This window comes from Noviherbaspirillum phoenicis (assembly GCF_047237965.1).
Classification (GTDB): domain Bacteria; phylum Pseudomonadota; class Gammaproteobacteria; order Burkholderiales; family Burkholderiaceae_D; genus Noviherbaspirillum_A.
Genome location: NZ_JBDFLX010000001.1, coordinates 1856813 through 1874964, shown reverse-complemented (window position 1 = coordinate 1874964; position 18152 = coordinate 1856813). Strand labels below are relative to the sequence as shown.

Here is an 18152-nt window from a genome sequence, read left to right as displayed (position 1 = left end):
CTCCAGGATGATCGACGCCATGAGCGCAAATAGCCCCACCCTGCACGACACCGCGCCGGATGCCGCAGCCGGCATCGATGCCGCCGAGCGCGCGCTGGCCAGCGCCATGCGCCGCCAGCGCATCCAGGACTTCTTCTTCCACAAGATCACACTCGGCTTTGCGATGCTGGTGTTGCTGATGTTGGCAGGCATCATCGTCTCGCTGATCATCGGCGCGATCCCGGCCTTCCGCGAATTCGGCCCGGGTTTCATCACTACCATCGAATGGGACCCGGTCAATGACCAGTACGGCGCCCTGATCGCCATTGCCGGCACCCTGATCACCTCCTTCATCGCCTTGCTGGTGGCCTTCCCGGTCAGCTTCGGCATCGCGCTGTTCCTGACCGAGATCTGCCCGGCATGGCTCAAGCGGCCGCTCGGCACCGCGGTGGAACTGCTGGCCGGCGTGCCCAGCATCATCTATGGCATGTGGGGCCTGTTCGTGTTCGCTCCGTTCTTTGCCGACCATGTCCAGCCGCTGCTGAAGGAAACCATAGGCCAGCTGCCGGTCGTGGGCCAGCTGTTCAGCGGCCCGACCATGGGCATCGGCATGCTGACCGCCGGCTTCATCCTTGCCATCATGATCATTCCCTTCATCGCCTCGGTCATGCGCGACGTGTTCGACGTGGTGCCGGCGGTGCTGAAGGAATCGGCCTATGCGCTGGGCTGCACCCGCTGGGAAGTAGTGCGCAAGGTGGTATTGCCCTATACCCGCATCGGCGTGGTCGGCGGCGTGATGCTCGGCCTGGGCCGCGCGCTCGGCGAGACCATGGCGATCACCTTCGTGATCGGCAATGCCCACAAGCTGTCCTGGTCGCTGTTTGCCGCCGGCAACAGCATCGCGTCGACGCTGGCCAACGAGTTCGCCGAAGCGGATGCGCCGCTGCATGTGTCCTCGCTGTTCGCGCTCGGACTGATCCTGTTCGTGATCACCTTCATCGTACTGGCAGCCGCCAAGATCATGCTGCTGACCATGCAGAAAAGAGAGGGCACCAAATGATGCACGACGCAAGCAACCCGGTTTATCGCAAGCGGCTGCTGATGCACCGCATCGGCATCGCGCTGTCGGTGCTGGCCATGGCCTTCGGCATTTTCTTCCTGTTGTGGATACTTGTTACGCTGATCATCAATGGTTTCAGCGCCATCAGCGGCGCGCTGTTCCTGGAAAGCACGCCGGCGCCGGGCAGCGAGGGCGGCGGCCTGCTCAATGCCATCGTCGGCAGCCTGATGATGGTCGGCACCGCCACGCTGGTATCGACGCCGATCGGCATCCTGGCCGGCATCTACCTCGCCGAATACGGAGAGGAAAGCCGCTTCGCGCAAATCACCCGTTTCGTCACCGACATCATGCTGTCGGCGCCGTCGATCGTGATCGGGCTGTTCGTCTATGCGATCTACGTGGCCAACATCCGGCACTTCTCCGGCTGGGCCGGCAGCTTCGCGATTGCGCTGATCGCCATTCCGGTGGTGGTGCGCACCACCGACAACATGCTCAACCTGGTGCCCACCAGCCTGCGCGAAGCCGCATTCGCACTGGGCGCGCCGCGCTGGAAGGTCGCCACCATGGTGCGGCTGCGGGCAGTGAAGGCCGGCGTCATTACCGGCGTGCTGCTGGCGGTGGCGCGCATCTCCGGCGAAACCGCGCCGCTTCTCTTCACCGCTCTGAACAACCAGTTCTTCAGCACCAACATGAACGCGCCGATGGCCAACCTGCCGGTGGTGATCTACCAGTTCGCGATGAGCCCCTATGACAACTGGCGCGCGCTGGCCTGGGGCGGGGCGCTCCTGATCACCTTCAGCGTGCTCGGCCTGAATATCCTGTCGCGCACCGTGTTCCGCCCGAAAACGCAACAATAACCGTTGATAGACGATAGCCATGATCAGCAATCCATCCACAGCAGCAAGCCATGCGCCCGGCCCGAAGGCGACGATAGAGATCAGCAACCTGGACTTCTACTATGGCGGCTTCCAGGGCCTGAAGAACATCAACCTGCGCATCCATGACAAGAAGGTCACGGCCTTCATCGGCCCGTCGGGCTGCGGCAAGTCAACCTTGCTGCGCACCCTGAACCGCATGTACGACCTGTACCCGGGCCAGCGCGCCGAGGGCCAGATCCTGTACAACGGCCGCAATATCCTCGAGCCGGGGCTGGACGTGAACATGCTGCGGGCACGGGTCGGCATGGTGTTCCAGAAGCCGACGCCGTTCCCGATGTCGGTCTACGATAACATTGCCTTTGGCGTGCGGCTGTATGAAAACCTGTCGCGCGGCGAGATGGACGAGCGGGTCGAATGGGCGCTGAACAAGGCCGCGCTCTGGACCGAGGTCAAGGACAAGCTCAACAAGAGCGGCCTGTCGCTGTCGGGCGGCCAGCAGCAGCGGCTGTGCATCGCGCGCGGCGTCGCGGTCAAGCCGGAAGTGCTGCTGCTCGATGAGCCGACGTCGGCGCTGGACCCGATATCGACGGCCAAGATCGAGGAGCTGATCAGCGAGCTGAAAGGGGAATACACGATTGCCATCGTGACCCACAACATGCAGCAGGCGGCACGCTGCTCGGACTACACTGCCTACATGTACCTGGGCGAACTGGTGGAGTTCGGCGAAACCGACCAGATCTTCATGAATCCTGGGCGCCGCGAGACCCAGGATTACATCACCGGCCGCTTCGGCTGATGCATCAACAGACAGCAGAACAAGGAGAACACCATGCCAAGCGAGCATTCTTCCAAGCAGTACGACCTTGACCTGGAGCAGATTCGTTCCAAGGTGCTGCTGATGGGCGGCCTGGTCGAAAGCCAGTTCCACGACGCGCTGGAATGCTTCCGTCATGGCGACGTCGATCGCGCCGGCCGCGTGATGCAGGCCGACGAGCAGGTGAACCGGCTGGAGGTCACGCTGGACGACGCCTGCAGCCATCTGATCGTGCGCCGCCAGCCGGCCGCCAACGACCTGCGCACCGTGATGGCCACGATCAAGGTCATCACCGATCTCGAGCGCATAGGCGACGAGGCGACCAAGATCGCCCGCGCCGCGCGCAGCATGCAGGAACGCGGCGTGGTCTCCATCAACCACTACGAGACCGTGCGCGTGATCGCCGATTCGGCCGGCGCGCTGCTGCATGATGCGCTGGACAGTTTCGCCCGGCTCGATGCCCAGCAGGCCACCCGGCTGATCGCCCAGGACAAGGCGGTCGACCATGAATTCCGCTCCATCATGCGCAACCTGATCACCTTCATGATGGAAGATCCGCGCACCATTTCCAGCGCGCTGGAAACACTGTGGGTGGCCAAGGCGGTGGAGCGCATCGGCGACCATGCGAAGAACATTGCCGAGTACGTGATCTATGTGGTGGAGGGCAAGGACATCCGCCACACCGACTACGCCAGCACTGCCCAGTCGGCGCAAGGGTGATACGGATGGCGGCAGACAACCCGGAAATTCTGATCGTCGAGGACGAGCCGGCCATCGTCGAGCTGGTGCGGTACACGCTGCGCGACAGCGGCTGGGATGCGGCCGCGGTTGATACCGCCGGCGGCGCCTGGGACTATCTCCAGCAGCGCACGCCGCAATTGCTGCTGCTGGACTGGATGCTGCCCGACCAGTCCGGCCTGCGCCTGCTCTCGCGGCTGCGCGCCGACCGCAATTTCTCCAGCCTGCCGGTGATCATGCTGACCGCCAAGAGCATGGAGGAGGACAAGATCGCCGGCCTGAACCAGGGCGCGGACGACTACATCACCAAGCCGTTTTCGCCGCGCGAGCTGGCGGCGAGGGTCAAGGCGCTGCTGCGGCGCAAGGCGCCCGAGCATGCGCAAACGCTGATGCGGGTCGGCGCGGTCACGCTGGACCCGGTCAGCTGCACCGTGAGCCTGAACGACAACCGCATCGACATCGGCCACGCCGAATACAAGCTGCTCAAGTTCTTCATGGCCCATCCGGAGCGTGTGTTCTCGCGCAGCCAGCTGCTGGACCGGGTCTGGGGCGACCATGCGGTGATAGAGGAGCGCACGGTCGATGTGCATGTGCTGCGTCTGCGCAAGGCCCTGAAGGAAGCCGAGTCGCTTATCCGGACGGTGCGCAGCGTGGGTTACATGCTGTCGGAGAAGTAGGGATGCGCCTGCCACGATGAGTCCAAAGATGCTGTTCTGGGTGCCGACCCTGCTGCGCCTGGCGCTGATCCTGCTCGCCGCGGTGGTGCCCGGCTATTTTTTCGGGAAGACCGTCGGTTTGCTTGCGGCGCTGATTGCGGTCTGCGCGCTGGTCATCCTGCAGCTGGGCTACCTGTGGCGGCTGTCGCAGTGGCTGGACGATCCGGACAGCCGCCTGTCCGATGCATCGGGCATCTGGACCGACATCTTTTCCAAGCTGTACAAGCTGCGCCGGGAAGACGAGCACAACCGGCAGCAGCTCAACGAGTGGCTGACCCGGTTCCGGCAGGCGATGAGCCTGTTGCCGGACGGTGTGGTGATCATGGACGACGTGCTGTTCCTGGAGTGGTGCAACCCGGCCGCCGAACAGCACCTGGGCCTGTCCAACGACCGCGACAAGGGCATGCGCGTGACCAACCTGATCCGCAGCCCGCACTTCATCGACTACCTGATACTCGGTCGCTATGAGCAGCCGCTCACGCTGTCGCTGCGCGACCGCAAGCTGATCGTCCATATCATCCCGTTTGAAAACCGGCGCCAGATTCTGGTGACCCATGACGCCACCGAGTCCGAGCGCATCGAGCGCATGCGGCGCGACTTCATCGCCAATGCATCGCATGAGCTGCGCACGCCGCTGACGGTGATCAACGGCTTCCTGGAAATAGCGCAGGCCGATGCCGGCCTCGACAAGGAAACCCGGCAGGCGCACCTGAAGCTGATGGCGGAGCAGGGCAAGCGCATGCAGAACCTGGTGGAGGACATGCTGGCGCTGACCCGGCTGGAGTCGGTCGAATATCCGTTGCGGCCGGAACCGGTGCGCATGGCAACGCTGATGGAGCAGGTGTTTCAGGAGACGCAGGCCTTATCGGGAGGGCGCCACGAGATCACGCTGGAAGTGGACGGTCCGGACATCAGCGGCAGCCTTGAAGAACTGCGCAGCGCCTTTGGCAACCTGGCGTCGAACGCGGTGCGCTACACGCCGGATGGCGGACGCATCCGGCTAAGCTGGCGCCTGGGCGAGGACGGGCCGCGGTTCGCGGTATCCGACACCGGCATCGGCATACGGCCGGAACATATCGGTCGCCTGACAGAGCGCTTCTACCGCGTCGACAAGAGCCGGTCACGGGAGACCCGCGGCACCGGCCTGGGGCTTGCCATCGTCAAGCATGTGCTGCTGCGCCACGGGGCGCAGCTGGACATTGATTCGACGCCGGGGCAGGGCAGCACCTTCACCGCGCGTTTTCCGATGCGCAGCGCCATCGTCGCCACGCCGCACCTGGAAACCAGCGGCTAGAACGCCGGATTGCGGCGCTGCTGCCACGCCGCAATGCAAAGAACTTACTTGTAGCCGGCCTTGTCCAGGATCTTCTGCGCGGTTGCCTGATTCTTGCCCATCGCGGCAACCGACACATTCTCCATCTTGAACTTGCCCAGTGCGTCCAGGGCCGGGTTCTTCACCACGGCCGACTGCACCACCGGCCACTCGTTGTTGCCGTTGGCGAAGTAGGCCTGCGCCTCGTCGCTGGACAGGTATTCAAGGAACTTGACCGCGGCTTCACGATGCGGCGCATTGCGCGCCACGCCGCCGCCGGACACATTCACATGGGTGCCGGAGGTTTCCTGGTTGGGCCAGACGAAGCCGATCTTGTTGACCATCTCCTTGTCTTCCGGTTTGGTCGAACGCAGCATGCGCACGTAGTAATAAGTATTGGCCAGCGCCACGCCGCATTCGCCGGTGGCCACGCCCTTGATCTGGTCGGTGTCGCCGCCGCGAGGCGGACGGGCAAAGTTGTTGACCATGCCCTTGGCCCAGGTTTCCGTCGCCGCTTCGCCGTTACGGTCAATCATGGCGCCGATCATCGACAACATGTAGGGATGCGAGCCGGACCGGGTGCAGACCTTGCCCTTGTTCTTCGGGTCGGCCAGGGATTCGTAGGTCGATACATCCTTCTTGTCGACGGCCACCTTGTTGTACACGATGATGCGGGCACGGGTGGAAAAGCCGAACCATTCCGGTCCCTTGCCCTCATCGGAAGCGCGCAGGTTGGCAGGAATGCGCGCATCCAGCACTGCCGACTTGACCGGCTGGAACAGGCCGTCCGCTTCCGCGCGCCACAGACGGGCTGCGTCCACCATCAGGATCACGTCCGCCGGGCTGTTTTTGCCTTCGCTCTTCAGGCGCTCCAGCAACTGGTTGTCGTCCGCCTCGATCCTGTTGATCTTGATGCCGGTCTGCTTGGTAAAGTTTTCGTACAGCAGTTCATCGGTCTGGTAATGACGTGCCGAATACAGGTTCAGCACGTTTTCCTGCGCAAAGCTGGCATGGGTGACGGCAAGCGAGGCAGCGATCAGGGTCAGGCGAAAGGCAAGTTTCATCACGTAAGCATCCTGGCAAGTTAAGAAAGTTAAAAGCCGGGCAAGTATAGCAAACCGGGTGCAAATGTGAATCATTCTCAATTAGATCCCATGCCAGTTATGGCTCTTTTCGACGGGAACTTCCGCTACAATCCGTGGTTCGTTTTTCCCTCAAGCTAAATTTCCTTATGCCAACGTTCTTGAAGCGCCTGCTGCCAGGCGTTCTTGTCCTTCTCGCCGCCTGCGGTACGACCAAGACACCCGCACCCGCACCCGCACCTGAACCTGTGGCCGCGCCTCAGACGCCGCCGGCTGCGCCGCATCCGGTACGCATCGGTCTTGCGCTTGGCGGCGGTGCCGCCCGCGGCTTCGCGCATATCGGTGTCATCAAGGCGCTGGAAGCGCAGGGCATCAAGCCCGAGATCGTGGTCGGCACCAGCGCCGGCAGCGTGGTGGGGGCGCTGTACGCCGCCGGCAATAACGGCTTCAAACTCAACCGGATGGCGCTCGAGATGGACGAGGCCGCCATTTCGGACTGGGCCGTTCCGCTGTTTGCCAAGAGTTCGGGCGTGTTGAAGGGGGAGGCGATCCAGCGCTATGTCAACCGCGCCGTGCGCAATGCGCCGATCGAGAAATTCCCGATTTCCTTCGGCGCGGTGGCAACCGACCTGCAGAACGGCAAGCCCATCCTGTTCCAGCGTGGCAATGCAGGCATGGCGGTGCGTGCTTCGTCCTCAGTGCCCGGCGTGTTCCAGCCGGTAAAGATAGGCGAGAAAAGTTATGTCGATGGCGGCCTGGTGGCGCCGGTGCCGGTGCGGTATGCCCGTGAAATGGGCGCCGACTTCGTCATCGCGGTCAATATCTCGGCCGACCCGGACGCCCAGGCTTCCACCAGCAGCCTGGACGTGGTGCTGCAGACCTTTGCCATCATGGGGCAAACCATCAACCGGCTGGAAATGAAGGACGCCGATATCGTGATCACGCCCAGCCTGGGCGCGATGAAAGGCAGCGACTTCAGCGGAAGAAACCTGGCAATTCTGGCGGGAGAGCAGGCCGCGGCAACCGTCATGCCGGAATTGCGGGCCAAGCTCAAGATGAAGCGGGAAGGTACGGCGACGATCAGTTCTGTTCAGGATCGCTGATCCTGCGGGCGCCGTTGAAACGCTTTTTCCAGTAACTCAGATCCATGCTCTCGATGCGGATGGAGCTGCCGGCGGCGGGCGAGTGAACGAACTTGTTGTCGCCCAGATAAATGCCCACATGGGAGAAACCGCGGCGCAGCGTGTTGTAGAACACCAGGTCGCCCGGCCGCAGGTCGTTCTTGTCCACGGTGTCGCCGACGCGGCTGATTTCCTCGGCGGTGCGCGGCAGGTCGGCGCCCCAGGCCTGCTTGAACACATAGCGCACCAGGCCGCTGCAGTCGAGGCCGTTTTCCGGATTGTTGCCGCCGTACTTGTACCGTATGCCGATCATCGACATCGCGCGGATTGCAAGGTCGCCGGCGCGGTCAGTGATGTGATGCAGCGCATGCAGCGCCGCATTGCGCTCGGCCGGCGCCGACTCCGTGCTCCAGGCAACCGGCGTGACGGCAAAGGTTGCCGCCAGCAGGGCTGGCGCAAGCAGCAAAGTGGAAAGTTTTGATCGTTTGACTGTCATTCTTCCTGCCTTGTACCATGCAAGGCGTCGAATGTAAGCGAAGCCAATGGGGATTGTCAAAGAAAAATTGCAGTAAAGTAATCTGATGTTTTGGCCAGTTGGAGGCAATGTTGTCTGATAATTCACAAAAAATATCGCACGGAAAGTTGCGCGCGCTCATTGCGGATGACTCGCGCATCGTGCGGGCCACGCTGACCAAACACCTTGGAGACCTGTTCGAGTTCGCCGAAGCCCACGATGGCGAAGAGGCCTGGGACAGCTTGCTGCGCGATGAGGAGATCGCGCTGCTCATCACTGACTTGACCATGCCGCGGCTCGACGGCTACGGTCTGTTGCGGCGCATGCGCGCGTCGAAGGCGCAGCGGCTGCGCGAAATGCCTGTCGTGGTGGTCTCGGGCGCGGATGAGATGGAAGAGCGCCGCCTCGCCAGGGAAGCCGGCGCCACCGACCTGATTACCAAGGGCATGGCAACCGCCAGGCTGGTATCTCGCCTGGACTTGCTGGCGCAACTGGTCATTGCGCAGCAGGAATATGAGGAAGCGGCCGATGCTGCGGCCGCATCGGGGCAGGCAACGGTCACCGTGTCTCCCTATCTTCTCCAGTCCGGCGCCGAGCGGCGTCTCGGCTACGCGATCCGCCAGCAGGAAAACTTCGCCCTGCTCAGCCTGTGCCTGTCGGTGCCGGATGGCGTCGATCATGCCAGCCTGCGGCGCGACCTCGAAGCCATGCTGAGGCAGATCCTGCGCCAGACCGACGCGGTCGCGCGCACCGGCAGCGCCGATTTCACGATTGTCACCAGCAATGTCGAGCCTGCTTCCCTGTCAGGCTTTGCCGGCCGGCTGTGTCGTGCCGCAACCGAGGCAGCCGCTGAGCGCCATGGCGCCGGCACGGTCGTGTGCTGCGGGACCGCCAGCCTTGCTGAATATTCCAGCGGGCAGCCGCCGTCGCTGCATGAATTATGGGATGCCGCACGCCGGCGCGCGATTGCCGGTCTTGGCAGTGGGAAATCGGGCGTGATAGGACGTGAAGAAGAATCCGCCGCCAGCGCCGGTTAACATCGTACAATCGTGCTTTTTTAAAGGAGCAGAGATGCAGTCCAAGCAAGTGTTGACCCTCGAAGAAGTCCGAAAAATAGCAGCCGCCGCGGAAGCGGAAGCCTTGGCCAACAACTGGGCAGTGACGATCTCGGTCGTCGACGACGGCGGCAACCTGCTGTGGCTGCAGCGCCTGGACAATGCCGCTCCGATTTCCGCGCACATCGCGCCTTCCAAGGCCCGCACCGCCGCCCTCGGCCGCCGTGAGACCAAGGTCTATGAGGACATGATCAACAACGGCCGGTTCTCCTTCATCACCGCGCCCAATCTCGACGGCCTGCTCGAAGGCGGCGTTCCCATCATGATCGGCGGACAATGCGTCGGCGCGGTGGGCGTGTCCGGCGTCAAGTCGTCCGAAGACGTCCAAATCGCCAAGGCGGGCATCGCAGCGCTGAACGCCTGAGATGCCGCGGCGGCAAGCCGCAGCTAGTAATCCGGCGCGCCACGGCGCGCCGTTAAAACGGGCAAAGCCATTTGCCTGTGAGGATCGTTACGCGCTATAATCGCTGGGTTTAGCCAAAATATTTTCCGCCGTAGCGCCTACCTTCCACCCAGTTCCGAAACCAGCCCTTGCATGTGCTTCGCGTCGTCACGCGGGGCGGCGCGCAGGCGGTGTCCAGGCCCAGCGCAGCGGCGGTAACCATCTCAGGAGTTACCCTTGCCGCCATTTTTCCAGGGCCAACCAGTACCGGCCATCCTTGCGCTCGCAGACGGCTCGATTTTCCGGGGCGTTTCGATCGGCGCTTCCGGCCAGACCATAGGCGAAGTCGTGTTCAATACCGCGATGACCGGCTATCAGGAAATCATCACCGACCCCAGCTACAACAGCCAGATCGTCACGCTGACCTATCCGCATATCGGCAACACCGGCGTCAATCCGGAAGACAACGAGTCCAGCCGCATCCACGCCGCCGGCCTGATCATTCGCGACCTGCCGCTGCGCGTTTCCAATTTCCGCGCCACCCAGTCCCTGCCGGACTTCCTGAAATCCCAGAACGTGGTCGGCATCGCCGGCATCGACACCCGCCGCCTGACGCGCCTGCTGCGCGAAAAGGGCGCCCAGAACGGTGCGATCCTGGCCGGCGCCGACGCCACCGTCGAAGACGCGCTGGCGCTGGCCCGTTCCTTCCCCGGCCTGGCGGGCATGGACCTGGCCAAGGTCGTGTCGACCAAGAAGTCCTATGTCTGGACCGAGACCGAGTGGAAGCTGGGCCAGGGCACCGGCAAGCAGGAAGCGCCGAAATACCACGTGGTCGCCTTCGACTACGGCGTCAAGTTCAACATCCTGCGCATGCTCGCCGAGCGCGGCTGCAAGGTCACCGTGCTGCCGGCGCAGGCCACCGCGCAGGAAGCGCTGGCGCTGAATCCGGACGGCATCTTCCTGTCCAACGGCCCCGGCGACCCGGAACCCTGCGACTACGCGATCAAGGCCACCAAGGAACTGATCGAGCGCGGCATCCCCACCTTCGGCATCTGCCTGGGCCATCAGCTGATGGCGCTGGCGTCCGGCGCCAAGACCCTGAAGATGAAGTTCGGCCACCATGGCGCCAACCATCCGGTCCAGGATCTCGACAGCGGCAAGGTGATGATCACCTCCCAGAACCACGGCTTCGCGGTCGACCAGGCAACCCTGCCGGCCAACTGCCGCGTCACGCACGTCTCGCTGTTCGACAACTCGCTGCAGGGCTTCGAGCGTACCGACAAGCCGGCCTTCTGCTTCCAGGGTCACCCGGAAGCGTCGCCCGGTCCGATGGACATTGCCCCCTTGTTTGATCGCTTCGTTGCGATGATGGAGAAAGTGAAACATGCCTAAGCGCAACGACATTAAAAGCATCCTGATCATTGGCGCCGGCCCGATCGTCATCGGCCAGGCCTGCGAATTCGACTACTCCGGCGCACAGGCCTGCAAGGCGCTGCGCGAAGAGGGTTACCGCGTCATCCTGGTCAACAGCAATCCGGCGACCATCATGACCGACCCGGAAATGGCCGACGTCACCTATATCGAGCCGATTACCTGGCAGATGGTGGAGCGCATCATCGACAAGGAGCGTCCCGACGCGATCCTGCCGACCATGGGCGGCCAGACCGCGCTGAACTGCGCGCTCGACCTGCATCGCCATGGCGTGCTCGACAAGTACAAGTGCGAACTCATCGGCGCGTCGCCGGAAGCCATCGACAAGGCGGAAGACCGTTCCAAGTTCAAGCAGGCCATGACCAAGATCGGCCTCGGTTCCGCCCGTTCCGGCATCGCCCACAGCCTGGACGAGGCCTGGACAGTGCAGAAGGATGTAGGCTTCCCGGTCATCATCCGTCCGTCCTTCACCATGGGCGGCAGCGGCGGCGGCATTGCCTACAATGCGGAAGAATTCGAAGCCATCTGCAAGCGCGGCCTGGAAGCATCGCCGACCAATGAACTGTTGATCGAGGAATCGCTGATCGGCTGGAAAGAGTACGAGATGGAAGTGGTGCGCGACAAGGCGGACAACTGCATCATCGTCTGCTCCATCGAAAACCTGGATCCGATGGGCGTGCATACCGGCGACTCCATCACCGTGGCACCGGCGCAGACCCTGACCGACAAGGAATACCAGATCATGCGTAACGCCTCGCTGGCGGTGCTGCGTGAGATCGGCGTCGACACCGGCGGCTCCAACGTGCAGTTCTCGATCAATCCGAAAGATGGCCGGATGATCGTGATCGAAATGAATCCGCGCGTGTCCCGTTCCTCGGCGCTGGCATCGAAGGCCACCGGCTTCCCGATCGCCAAGGTCGCCGCCAAGCTGGCGGTCGGCTTCACGCTCGACGAGCTGCGTAACGAGATCACCGGCGGCGCGACCCCGGCGTCGTTCGAGCCCAGCATCGACTACGTGGTCACCAAGATCCCGCGCTTTGCGTTCGAGAAATTCCCGCAGGCCGACAACCACCTGACCACCCAGATGAAGTCGGTGGGCGAGGTGATGGCCATTGGCCGCACCTTCCAGGAATCCTTCCAGAAGGCGCTGCGCGGCCTGGAAGTGGGCGTCGATGGCATGAATGAAAAGACCACCGACCGTGAAGTGATCGAGGAAGAGCTCGGCGAGCCCGGCCCGGACCGCATCTGGTATGTCGGCGATGCCTTCGCCCAGGGATTCACGCTGGAGGAGGTGCAGCAGCTGACCCATATCGACCCGTGGTTCCTGGCCCAGATCAAGGAAATCGTCGACATCGAACTGTGGCTGGAAACCCAGACGCTGGAAAGCCTGAACAAGGATGTGCTGTTCCAGTTGAAGCGCAAGGGCTTCGCCGACCGCCGGCTGGCCAAGCTGCTCAAGACCACCGACAAGGCCGTGCGCGACAAGCGCCGCGCGCTCAACATCCGCCCGGTCTACAAGCGCGTCGACACCTGCGCCGGCGAATTCGACACCGATACCGCCTACATGTACTCGACCTATGAGGAAGAGTGCGAGTCGCGTCCGACCGACCGCAAGAAGATCATGGTGCTGGGCGGCGGTCCGAACCGTATCGGCCAGGGCATCGAGTTCGACTATTGCTGCGTGCACGCGGCGCTGGCAATGCGCGAGGATGGCTATGAAACCATCATGGTCAACTGCAACCCGGAAACCGTGTCGACCGACTATGACACCTCCGACCGCCTGTACTTCGAGCCGCTGACGCTGGAAGACGTGCTGGAAATCGTCGACAAGGAAAAACCTTACGGCGTGATCGTCCAGTACGGCGGCCAGACGCCGCTGAAGCTGGCGCTGGATCTGGAAGCCAACGGCGTACCCATCGTCGGCACCTCGCCCGACATGATCGACGCAGCCGAAGACCGCGAGCGTTTCCAGAAGCTGCTGCAGGACCTCGATCTGCGCCAGCCGCCCAACCGCACTGCGCGCACCGAGGAAGATGCGTTGCGCCTGGCGCAGGAAATCGGCTATCCGCTGGTGGTTCGTCCATCCTATGTGCTGGGCGGCCGCGCCATGGAAATCGTGCATGAGCAGCGCGACCTGGAACGCTACATGCGCGAGGCGGTCAAGGTGTCGCATGATTCGCCGGTGCTGCTGGACCGCTTCCTGAACGACGCGATCGAAGTGGACGTCGACTGCCTGTCCGACGGCAAGCGCACCTTCATCGGCGGCGTGATGGAACACATCGAGCAAGCCGGCGTGCACTCGGGCGACTCCGCCTGCTCGCTGCCGCCTTACTCCCTGTCGCAGGCCACCATCGACGAACTGAAGCGCCAGACCTCGCTGATGGCCAGGGGCCTGAACGTGGTCGGCCTGATGAACGTGCAGTTCGCCATCCAGCAGAAGGAAGTCGACGGACAGATGCAGGACGTGGTCTACGTGCTGGAAGTCAACCCGCGCGCATCCCGCACCGTGCCTTATGTCTCCAAGGCCACCGGCCTGCAACTGGCCAAGATTGCGGCGCGCTGCATGGTAGGTCAGTCGCTCGACAGCCAGGGCATCATGAATGAAGTGGTGCCGCCGTATTTCAGCGTCAAGGAAGCGGTGTTCCCCTTCGTGAAATTCCCTGGCGTGGACACCATCCTCGGACCGGAAATGAAGTCGACCGGCGAAGTCATGGGCGTGGGCAAGACCTTCGGCGAAGCCTTCGTGAAATCGCAGATGGGCGCAAGCATCCGCCTGCCGAGTTCCGGCAAGGTCTTCCTGAGCGTGAAGGCCAGCGACAAGCCGCGCGCAGTGCAAGTGGCGCGTGACCTGGTCAGCATCGGCTTTTCCATCGTTGCGACCAAGGGCACGGCAGCAGCCATCAGCGCTGCCGGCATTCCGGTCGAGGTGGTCAACAAGGTGGCCGAAGGCCGCCCGCACATCGTGGACATGATCAAGAACCAGGAAATCGCTCTGGTGGTCAACACGGTGGAGGAGAAGCGCAATGCGATCACCGATTCGCGCGCGATCCGCACCTCCGCGCTGGCGGCGAGGGTGACAACCTACACCACGATTGCTGGCGCAGAGGCCGCGGTCGAGGGTATGGCCCACCTGGATGAACTGCATGCCTATGATTTACAAGGCCTGCATAACACCTTAAACTAACCCATCGATTCAATCCCGGGCCACAGAGGCCACAACGCACAGCATTCCCCGGTTCGCCGGGGAATCGTCTTTGTGGCCTCTGTGGTTTTCATTTCTACACGTCAAAATATGAGCTCAGTTCCAATTACGAAACACGGTGCAGAACTTCTGAAGGAAGAACTGGCCCGCCTGAAGTCCAAGGACCGTCCCGCAGTCATCAACGCCATTTCCGAAGCCAGGGCGCAAGGCGACCTTTCCGAAAATGCGGAATACGACGCCGCCAAGGAGCGTCAGAGCTTCATCGAAGGGCGCATTGCCGACCTGGAAGGCAAGCTGAGCGCCGCGCAGATCATTGACCCGGCGTTGCTGGATGCAGACGGCCGTATCGTCTTCGGTTCGACTGTACGGCTGGAAGATATGGAAAGCGGGGAAGAGGTGACTTATCAGATCGTCGGCGTCGACGAGGCTGACTTGAAGGACAAGAAAGTGTCCATCACTTCGCCAATCGCGCGTGCGCTGATCGGCAAATCAGCTGGCGACGTCGTGGAAGTGCAGGCACCCGCCGGCATCCGCGAATATGAAGTTCTGGAAGTGCGCTATATATAAGAGCGATCAGCGCCGCGCTTGCATCGGCGGCGCTTGCTGAACTCGTCGCTCAGTTTCCGCCGAGCGACGATTTTTTCTGGCTTGTCTGGCGTGCCTTGGCGCGCTTGATATTGCCGCCTGCGGTTACGCGCTCATTTCCCTTGAGAAGAACACGTGTGACGGAAGGGCGCTTGGTGCCGCTGGCGCTGGGTTTGACGATGGTCACCTCGCGCATGCCCCGGCCCTTTTTCTCCTGGCGCTGTTTTTCTTCTTCCTTTTTCGGACGGAACAAGACCAGCAGCTTGCCAATATGCTGCACCGGCGCCGCACCGAGTTCCGCGCAAATGGTGTCATACATGCCGACGCGTGCTTCGCGGTCGTCGCCGAACACCCGGACCTTGATCAGGCCATGCGCATTCAAGGCGGCGTCAATTTCCTTCGTGACGGCCGGCGTCAGACCGGCTTCCCCGATGAGTACGACAGGGTTGAGTCCGTGGGCCTGTGAGCGCAGTTCGCTACGCTCTGCGGGGGTGAGTTTCAGCATAAAAATCCTTTAAAAGCAGTATTCTACGCGAATGGCAAAGAACAAATTAAACAAAAACTGGCTGCACGATCACATAAACGACCCCTATGTGAAGCTGGCCCAGAAAGAAGGCTATCGCGCGCGCGCCGCATACAAGCTGAAGGAAATAGACGAAAGCGAAAAGCTGATCCGTCCCGGCCAGATCATCGTCGACCTGGGCAGCACCCCGGGCAGCTGGTCACAATATGTGCGCCAGAAACTGTCGGGCGCAGAAAATGGCGGCATCAACGGCACCATTATTGGTCTCGACATGCTTCCCATGGAACCCATAGCCGATGTCCATTTCATCCTGGGCGACTTCCGTGAGGAAAGCGTTCTGGCAAAACTCGAACTCATACTCGCAGGAAGGAAGGTGGATCTGGTGCTTTCCGACATGGCGCCCAACTTGTCCGGCATCGCAATCGCAGACGCCGCGCGGGTGGAGCACATTATCGACCTGGCAATCGAGTTTGCTCGTGCACACATGAAACCTTCCGGCTCCTTGCTCGTCAAATGTTTTAATGGCACCGGTTTCAGTCAACTGGTGGAAAAGTTCAGGCAGGAATTCAAGACTGTCATACAGAAAAAGCCCAAGGCCAGCCGGGATAAATCATCCGAGATTTTCCTGCTTGGTAAATCGTTAAAAAACCCCCTTTAAATCGGTAAATCGCTTCTTTAGTCCTTGATTAAGCAGATATTCGGCCTGATATCTCGCCTAGTAAGCGGCCTTTAATGCGGGTAGAATTTGCGGACGCATAGAAGGACCAATCTGAGTCCAAGGAGTTCTAGTGAACAACATGTTTTCAAAAGCCGCCATCTGGGTGGTGATCGCGCTGGTCCTCTTTACTGTTTTCAAACAGTTCGACGATCGCGGCCTGTCTGGTGGGGCGACGCCGATTCCTTACTCGGATTTCCTGGATGAGGTGAAGGCCAAGCGCATCAAGGAAGCGACGATCGAGGATCGCACCATCATCGCCACCACCGCGGATGGCAAGAAGATCAAGGCCACCGTCACCAATCTGGATCGGGGCTTGATCGGCGATCTGGTCAACAACGATGTGAAATTCGACGTCAAGCAGCCGGAACCGCCTTCCTTCCTTTCGCAAGTGTTTATCTCCTGGTTCCCGATGCTGTTGCTGATCGGCGTCTGGGTTTTCTTCATGCGGCAGATGCAGGGCGGCGGCAAGGGCGGCGCCTTCTCCTTCGGCAAGTCCAAGGCGCGCATGCTGGATGAAAACAGCAATGCCGTGACTTTCGCTGACGTGGCCGGTTGTGACGAAGCCAAGGAAGAGGTGCAGGAGCTGGTCGATTTCCTGCGCGACCCGACCAAGTTCCAAAAGCTTGGTGGTCGTATTCCGCGCGGCGTGCTGATGGTCGGCCCGCCGGGTACGGGTAAAACCCTGCTGGCGCGCGCCATTGCTGGTGAAGCCAAGGTTCCGTTCTTCACGATTTCCGGTTCCGACTTTGTCGAGATGTTCGTCGGCGTCGGCGCTTCCCGCGTTCGTGACATGTTCGAAAATGCGAAGAAGCATTCTCCCTGCATTATTTTCATCGATGAAATCGACGCAGTTGGCCGTCACCGCGGAGCCGGCATGGGCGGCGGAAATGACGAGCGTGAGCAGACCTTGAACCAGTTGCTGGTTGAAATGGACGGTTTCGAGGCGAATGCCGGCGTGATCGTGATTGCTGCCACGAACCGTGCAGACGTGCTGGACAAGGCGCTACTGCGTCCCGGCCGTTTCGACAGGCAGGTGGTGGTCGGTCTGCCCGATATCCGCGGCCGTGAGCAGATTCTGTATGTTCACATGCGCAAGGTGCCGATTGCGCCTGACGTCAAGGCCGACGTGCTGGCCCGTGGCACACCGGGCTTTTCCGGCGCCGACCTCGCCAACCTGGTGAACGAGGCCGCCCTTTTTGCCGCCCGCCGCAGCAAGCGCCTGGTGGAAATGCAGGATTTCGAGGATGCCAAGGACAAGATCGTGATGGGTCCGGAGCGCAAATCCGCCGTGATGCGCGAGGAAGAGCGGCGTAACACTGCTTTCCACGAGTCGGGCCATGCCGTAGTGGCGAAACTCCTGCCCAAGGCTGATCCGGTCCACAAGGTCACCATCATGCCGCGCGGTTTTGCCTTGGGCCTTACCTGGCAGTTGCCTGAGCATGACAGGGTGAATATGTACAAGGACAAGATGCTGGAAGAAATTGCCATCCTGTTTGCGGGCCGCATTGCCGAAGAAATCTTCATGCACCAGATGTCCACCGGCGCATCGAATGACTTCGAGCGGGCAACCAAGCTGGCACGCGCCATGGTAACGCGCTATGGCATGTCGGAAACACTTGGCACCATGGTCTATGAAGATGCCGAACAGGATAATTATTTCGGCCGCATGTCCGCCAAGACTGTTTCAGAAGCCACGCAACAGAAGGTCGATCAGGAAATCCGCAGCATTCTGGATCAGCAGTATGCACTGTCACGCCGCCTGCTCGAGGAGAACAAGGCCAAGGTCGAACTGATGGCCAACACGCTGCTCGATTGGGAAACCATTGATGCCGATCAGATCAATGACATCATGGAAGGCCATGAGCCGCGTCCGCCAAAGGCTGGGGTGCCGGTCAAGAAGCCGACAGACAGCGGCGGCGGCGTAGCGCCGACCGCCACAGCACCGGCTTGAGTTATCTCCAAAATTTGATGCGGCAAAACAG

General features: G+C 61.6%; 17 protein-coding genes. 14 read left to right on the top strand and 3 right to left on the bottom strand.

Annotated features, from left to right (window positions below):
- Positions 1-19 precede the first annotated feature (19 nt).
- From pstC to phoR, 6 genes are read left to right on the top strand one after another with little or no spacing between them, the layout of a single operon-like run.
- Complete coding sequence (pstC, locus tag ABC383_RS08605; protein ID WP_413013135.1) at positions 20-1039, top strand: phosphate ABC transporter permease subunit PstC; 1020 nt, start codon at positions 20-22, stop codon at positions 1037-1039.
- Positions 1036-1896, top strand: coding sequence for a phosphate ABC transporter permease PstA (gene pstA / locus ABC383_RS08600; protein ID WP_413013133.1), 861 nt, complete (start codon positions 1036-1038; stop codon positions 1894-1896). Before pstC ends, pstA begins: the two co-directional genes overlap by 4 nt.
- A gap of 19 nt (positions 1897-1915) precedes the next feature.
- Positions 1916-2713: a phosphate ABC transporter ATP-binding protein PstB gene (pstB, locus tag ABC383_RS08595; RefSeq protein WP_413013132.1), complete on the top strand. Its 798-nt coding sequence runs from the start codon at positions 1916-1918 to the stop codon at positions 2711-2713.
- 33 nt (positions 2714-2746) lie between these two features.
- Positions 2747-3451, top strand: a complete 705-nt coding sequence (phoU, locus tag ABC383_RS08590; protein ID WP_413013130.1) for a phosphate signaling complex protein PhoU — start codon at positions 2747-2749, stop codon at positions 3449-3451.
- Between the two features lie 5 nt (positions 3452-3456).
- On the top strand, positions 3457-4146 hold the full coding sequence (locus tag ABC383_RS08585; protein ID WP_413013128.1) for a response regulator: 690 nt from the start codon (positions 3457-3459) through the stop codon (positions 4144-4146).
- A gap of 16 nt (positions 4147-4162) precedes the next feature.
- Positions 4163-5479 (top strand): phosphate regulon sensor histidine kinase PhoR, encoded by a 1317-nt coding sequence (gene phoR, locus ABC383_RS08580; protein WP_413013126.1) that lies wholly within the window; start codon positions 4163-4165, stop codon positions 5477-5479.
- Positions 5480-5523: 44 nt separating this feature from the next.
- Here phoR and ABC383_RS08575 read toward each other — a convergent pair whose 3' ends face one another.
- A complete protein-coding gene (locus ABC383_RS08575; protein WP_413013124.1) occupies positions 5524-6561 on the bottom strand; it encodes a Fe(3+) ABC transporter substrate-binding protein in 1038 nt (345 codons plus the stop codon).
- A 167-nt stretch (positions 6562-6728) separates the two neighbouring features.
- Between ABC383_RS08575 and ABC383_RS08570 the strand changes: the two genes are divergently transcribed.
- Entirely contained in the window at positions 6729-7682 is a 954-nt protein-coding gene (locus ABC383_RS08570) for a patatin-like phospholipase family protein (RefSeq protein ID WP_413013122.1), read from the top strand.
- On the opposite strand, the gene ABC383_RS08565 is transcribed toward ABC383_RS08570, so the two are convergent.
- Entirely contained in the window at positions 7660-8196 is a 537-nt protein-coding gene (locus ABC383_RS08565) for a C40 family peptidase (RefSeq protein ID WP_413013120.1), read from the bottom strand. The two genes, ABC383_RS08570 and ABC383_RS08565, sit on opposite strands and share 23 nt — an antisense overlap.
- Positions 8197-8342: 146 nt before the next feature.
- Between ABC383_RS08565 and ABC383_RS08560 the strand changes: the two genes are divergently transcribed.
- From ABC383_RS08560 to greA, 5 genes are all read left to right on the top strand, one after another.
- A complete protein-coding gene (locus ABC383_RS08560) occupies positions 8343-9251 on the top strand; it encodes a response regulator (RefSeq protein WP_413013119.1) in 909 nt (302 codons plus the stop codon).
- Positions 9252-9285: 34 nt separating this feature from the next.
- On the top strand, positions 9286-9693 hold the full coding sequence (locus tag ABC383_RS08555; protein ID WP_194714009.1) for a GlcG/HbpS family heme-binding protein: 408 nt from the start codon (positions 9286-9288) through the stop codon (positions 9691-9693).
- 255 nt (positions 9694-9948) lie between these two features.
- Positions 9949-11103: a glutamine-hydrolyzing carbamoyl-phosphate synthase small subunit gene (gene carA, locus ABC383_RS08550; RefSeq protein ID WP_413013117.1), complete on the top strand. Its 1155-nt coding sequence runs from the start codon at positions 9949-9951 to the stop codon at positions 11101-11103.
- Positions 11096-14326 (top strand): carbamoyl-phosphate synthase large subunit, encoded by a 3231-nt coding sequence (gene carB, locus ABC383_RS08545; RefSeq protein ID WP_413013115.1) that lies wholly within the window; start codon positions 11096-11098, stop codon positions 14324-14326. The genes carA and carB overlap by 8 nt, the downstream gene beginning before the upstream one ends.
- A 108-nt stretch (positions 14327-14434) precedes the next feature.
- Entirely contained in the window at positions 14435-14911 is a 477-nt protein-coding gene (gene greA / locus ABC383_RS08540; protein WP_413016281.1) for a transcription elongation factor GreA, read from the top strand.
- 49 nt (positions 14912-14960) lie between these two features.
- On the opposite strand, the gene yhbY is transcribed toward greA, so the two are convergent.
- Positions 14961-15434: a ribosome assembly RNA-binding protein YhbY gene (yhbY, locus tag ABC383_RS08535; RefSeq protein ID WP_413013113.1), complete on the bottom strand. Its 474-nt coding sequence runs from the start codon at positions 15432-15434 to the stop codon at positions 14961-14963.
- A gap of 31 nt (positions 15435-15465) precedes the next feature.
- Here yhbY and ABC383_RS08530 point away from each other — a divergent pair, with 31 nt between their 5' ends.
- Positions 15466-16110, top strand: coding sequence for an RlmE family RNA methyltransferase (locus ABC383_RS08530; protein WP_413013111.1), 645 nt, complete (start codon positions 15466-15468; stop codon positions 16108-16110).
- A gap of 130 nt (positions 16111-16240) precedes the next feature.
- Positions 16241-18121 (top strand): ATP-dependent zinc metalloprotease FtsH, encoded by a 1881-nt coding sequence (gene ftsH / locus ABC383_RS08525; protein WP_413013109.1) that lies wholly within the window; start codon positions 16241-16243, stop codon positions 18119-18121.
- The last annotated feature ends 31 nt before the right edge of the window (positions 18122-18152 follow it).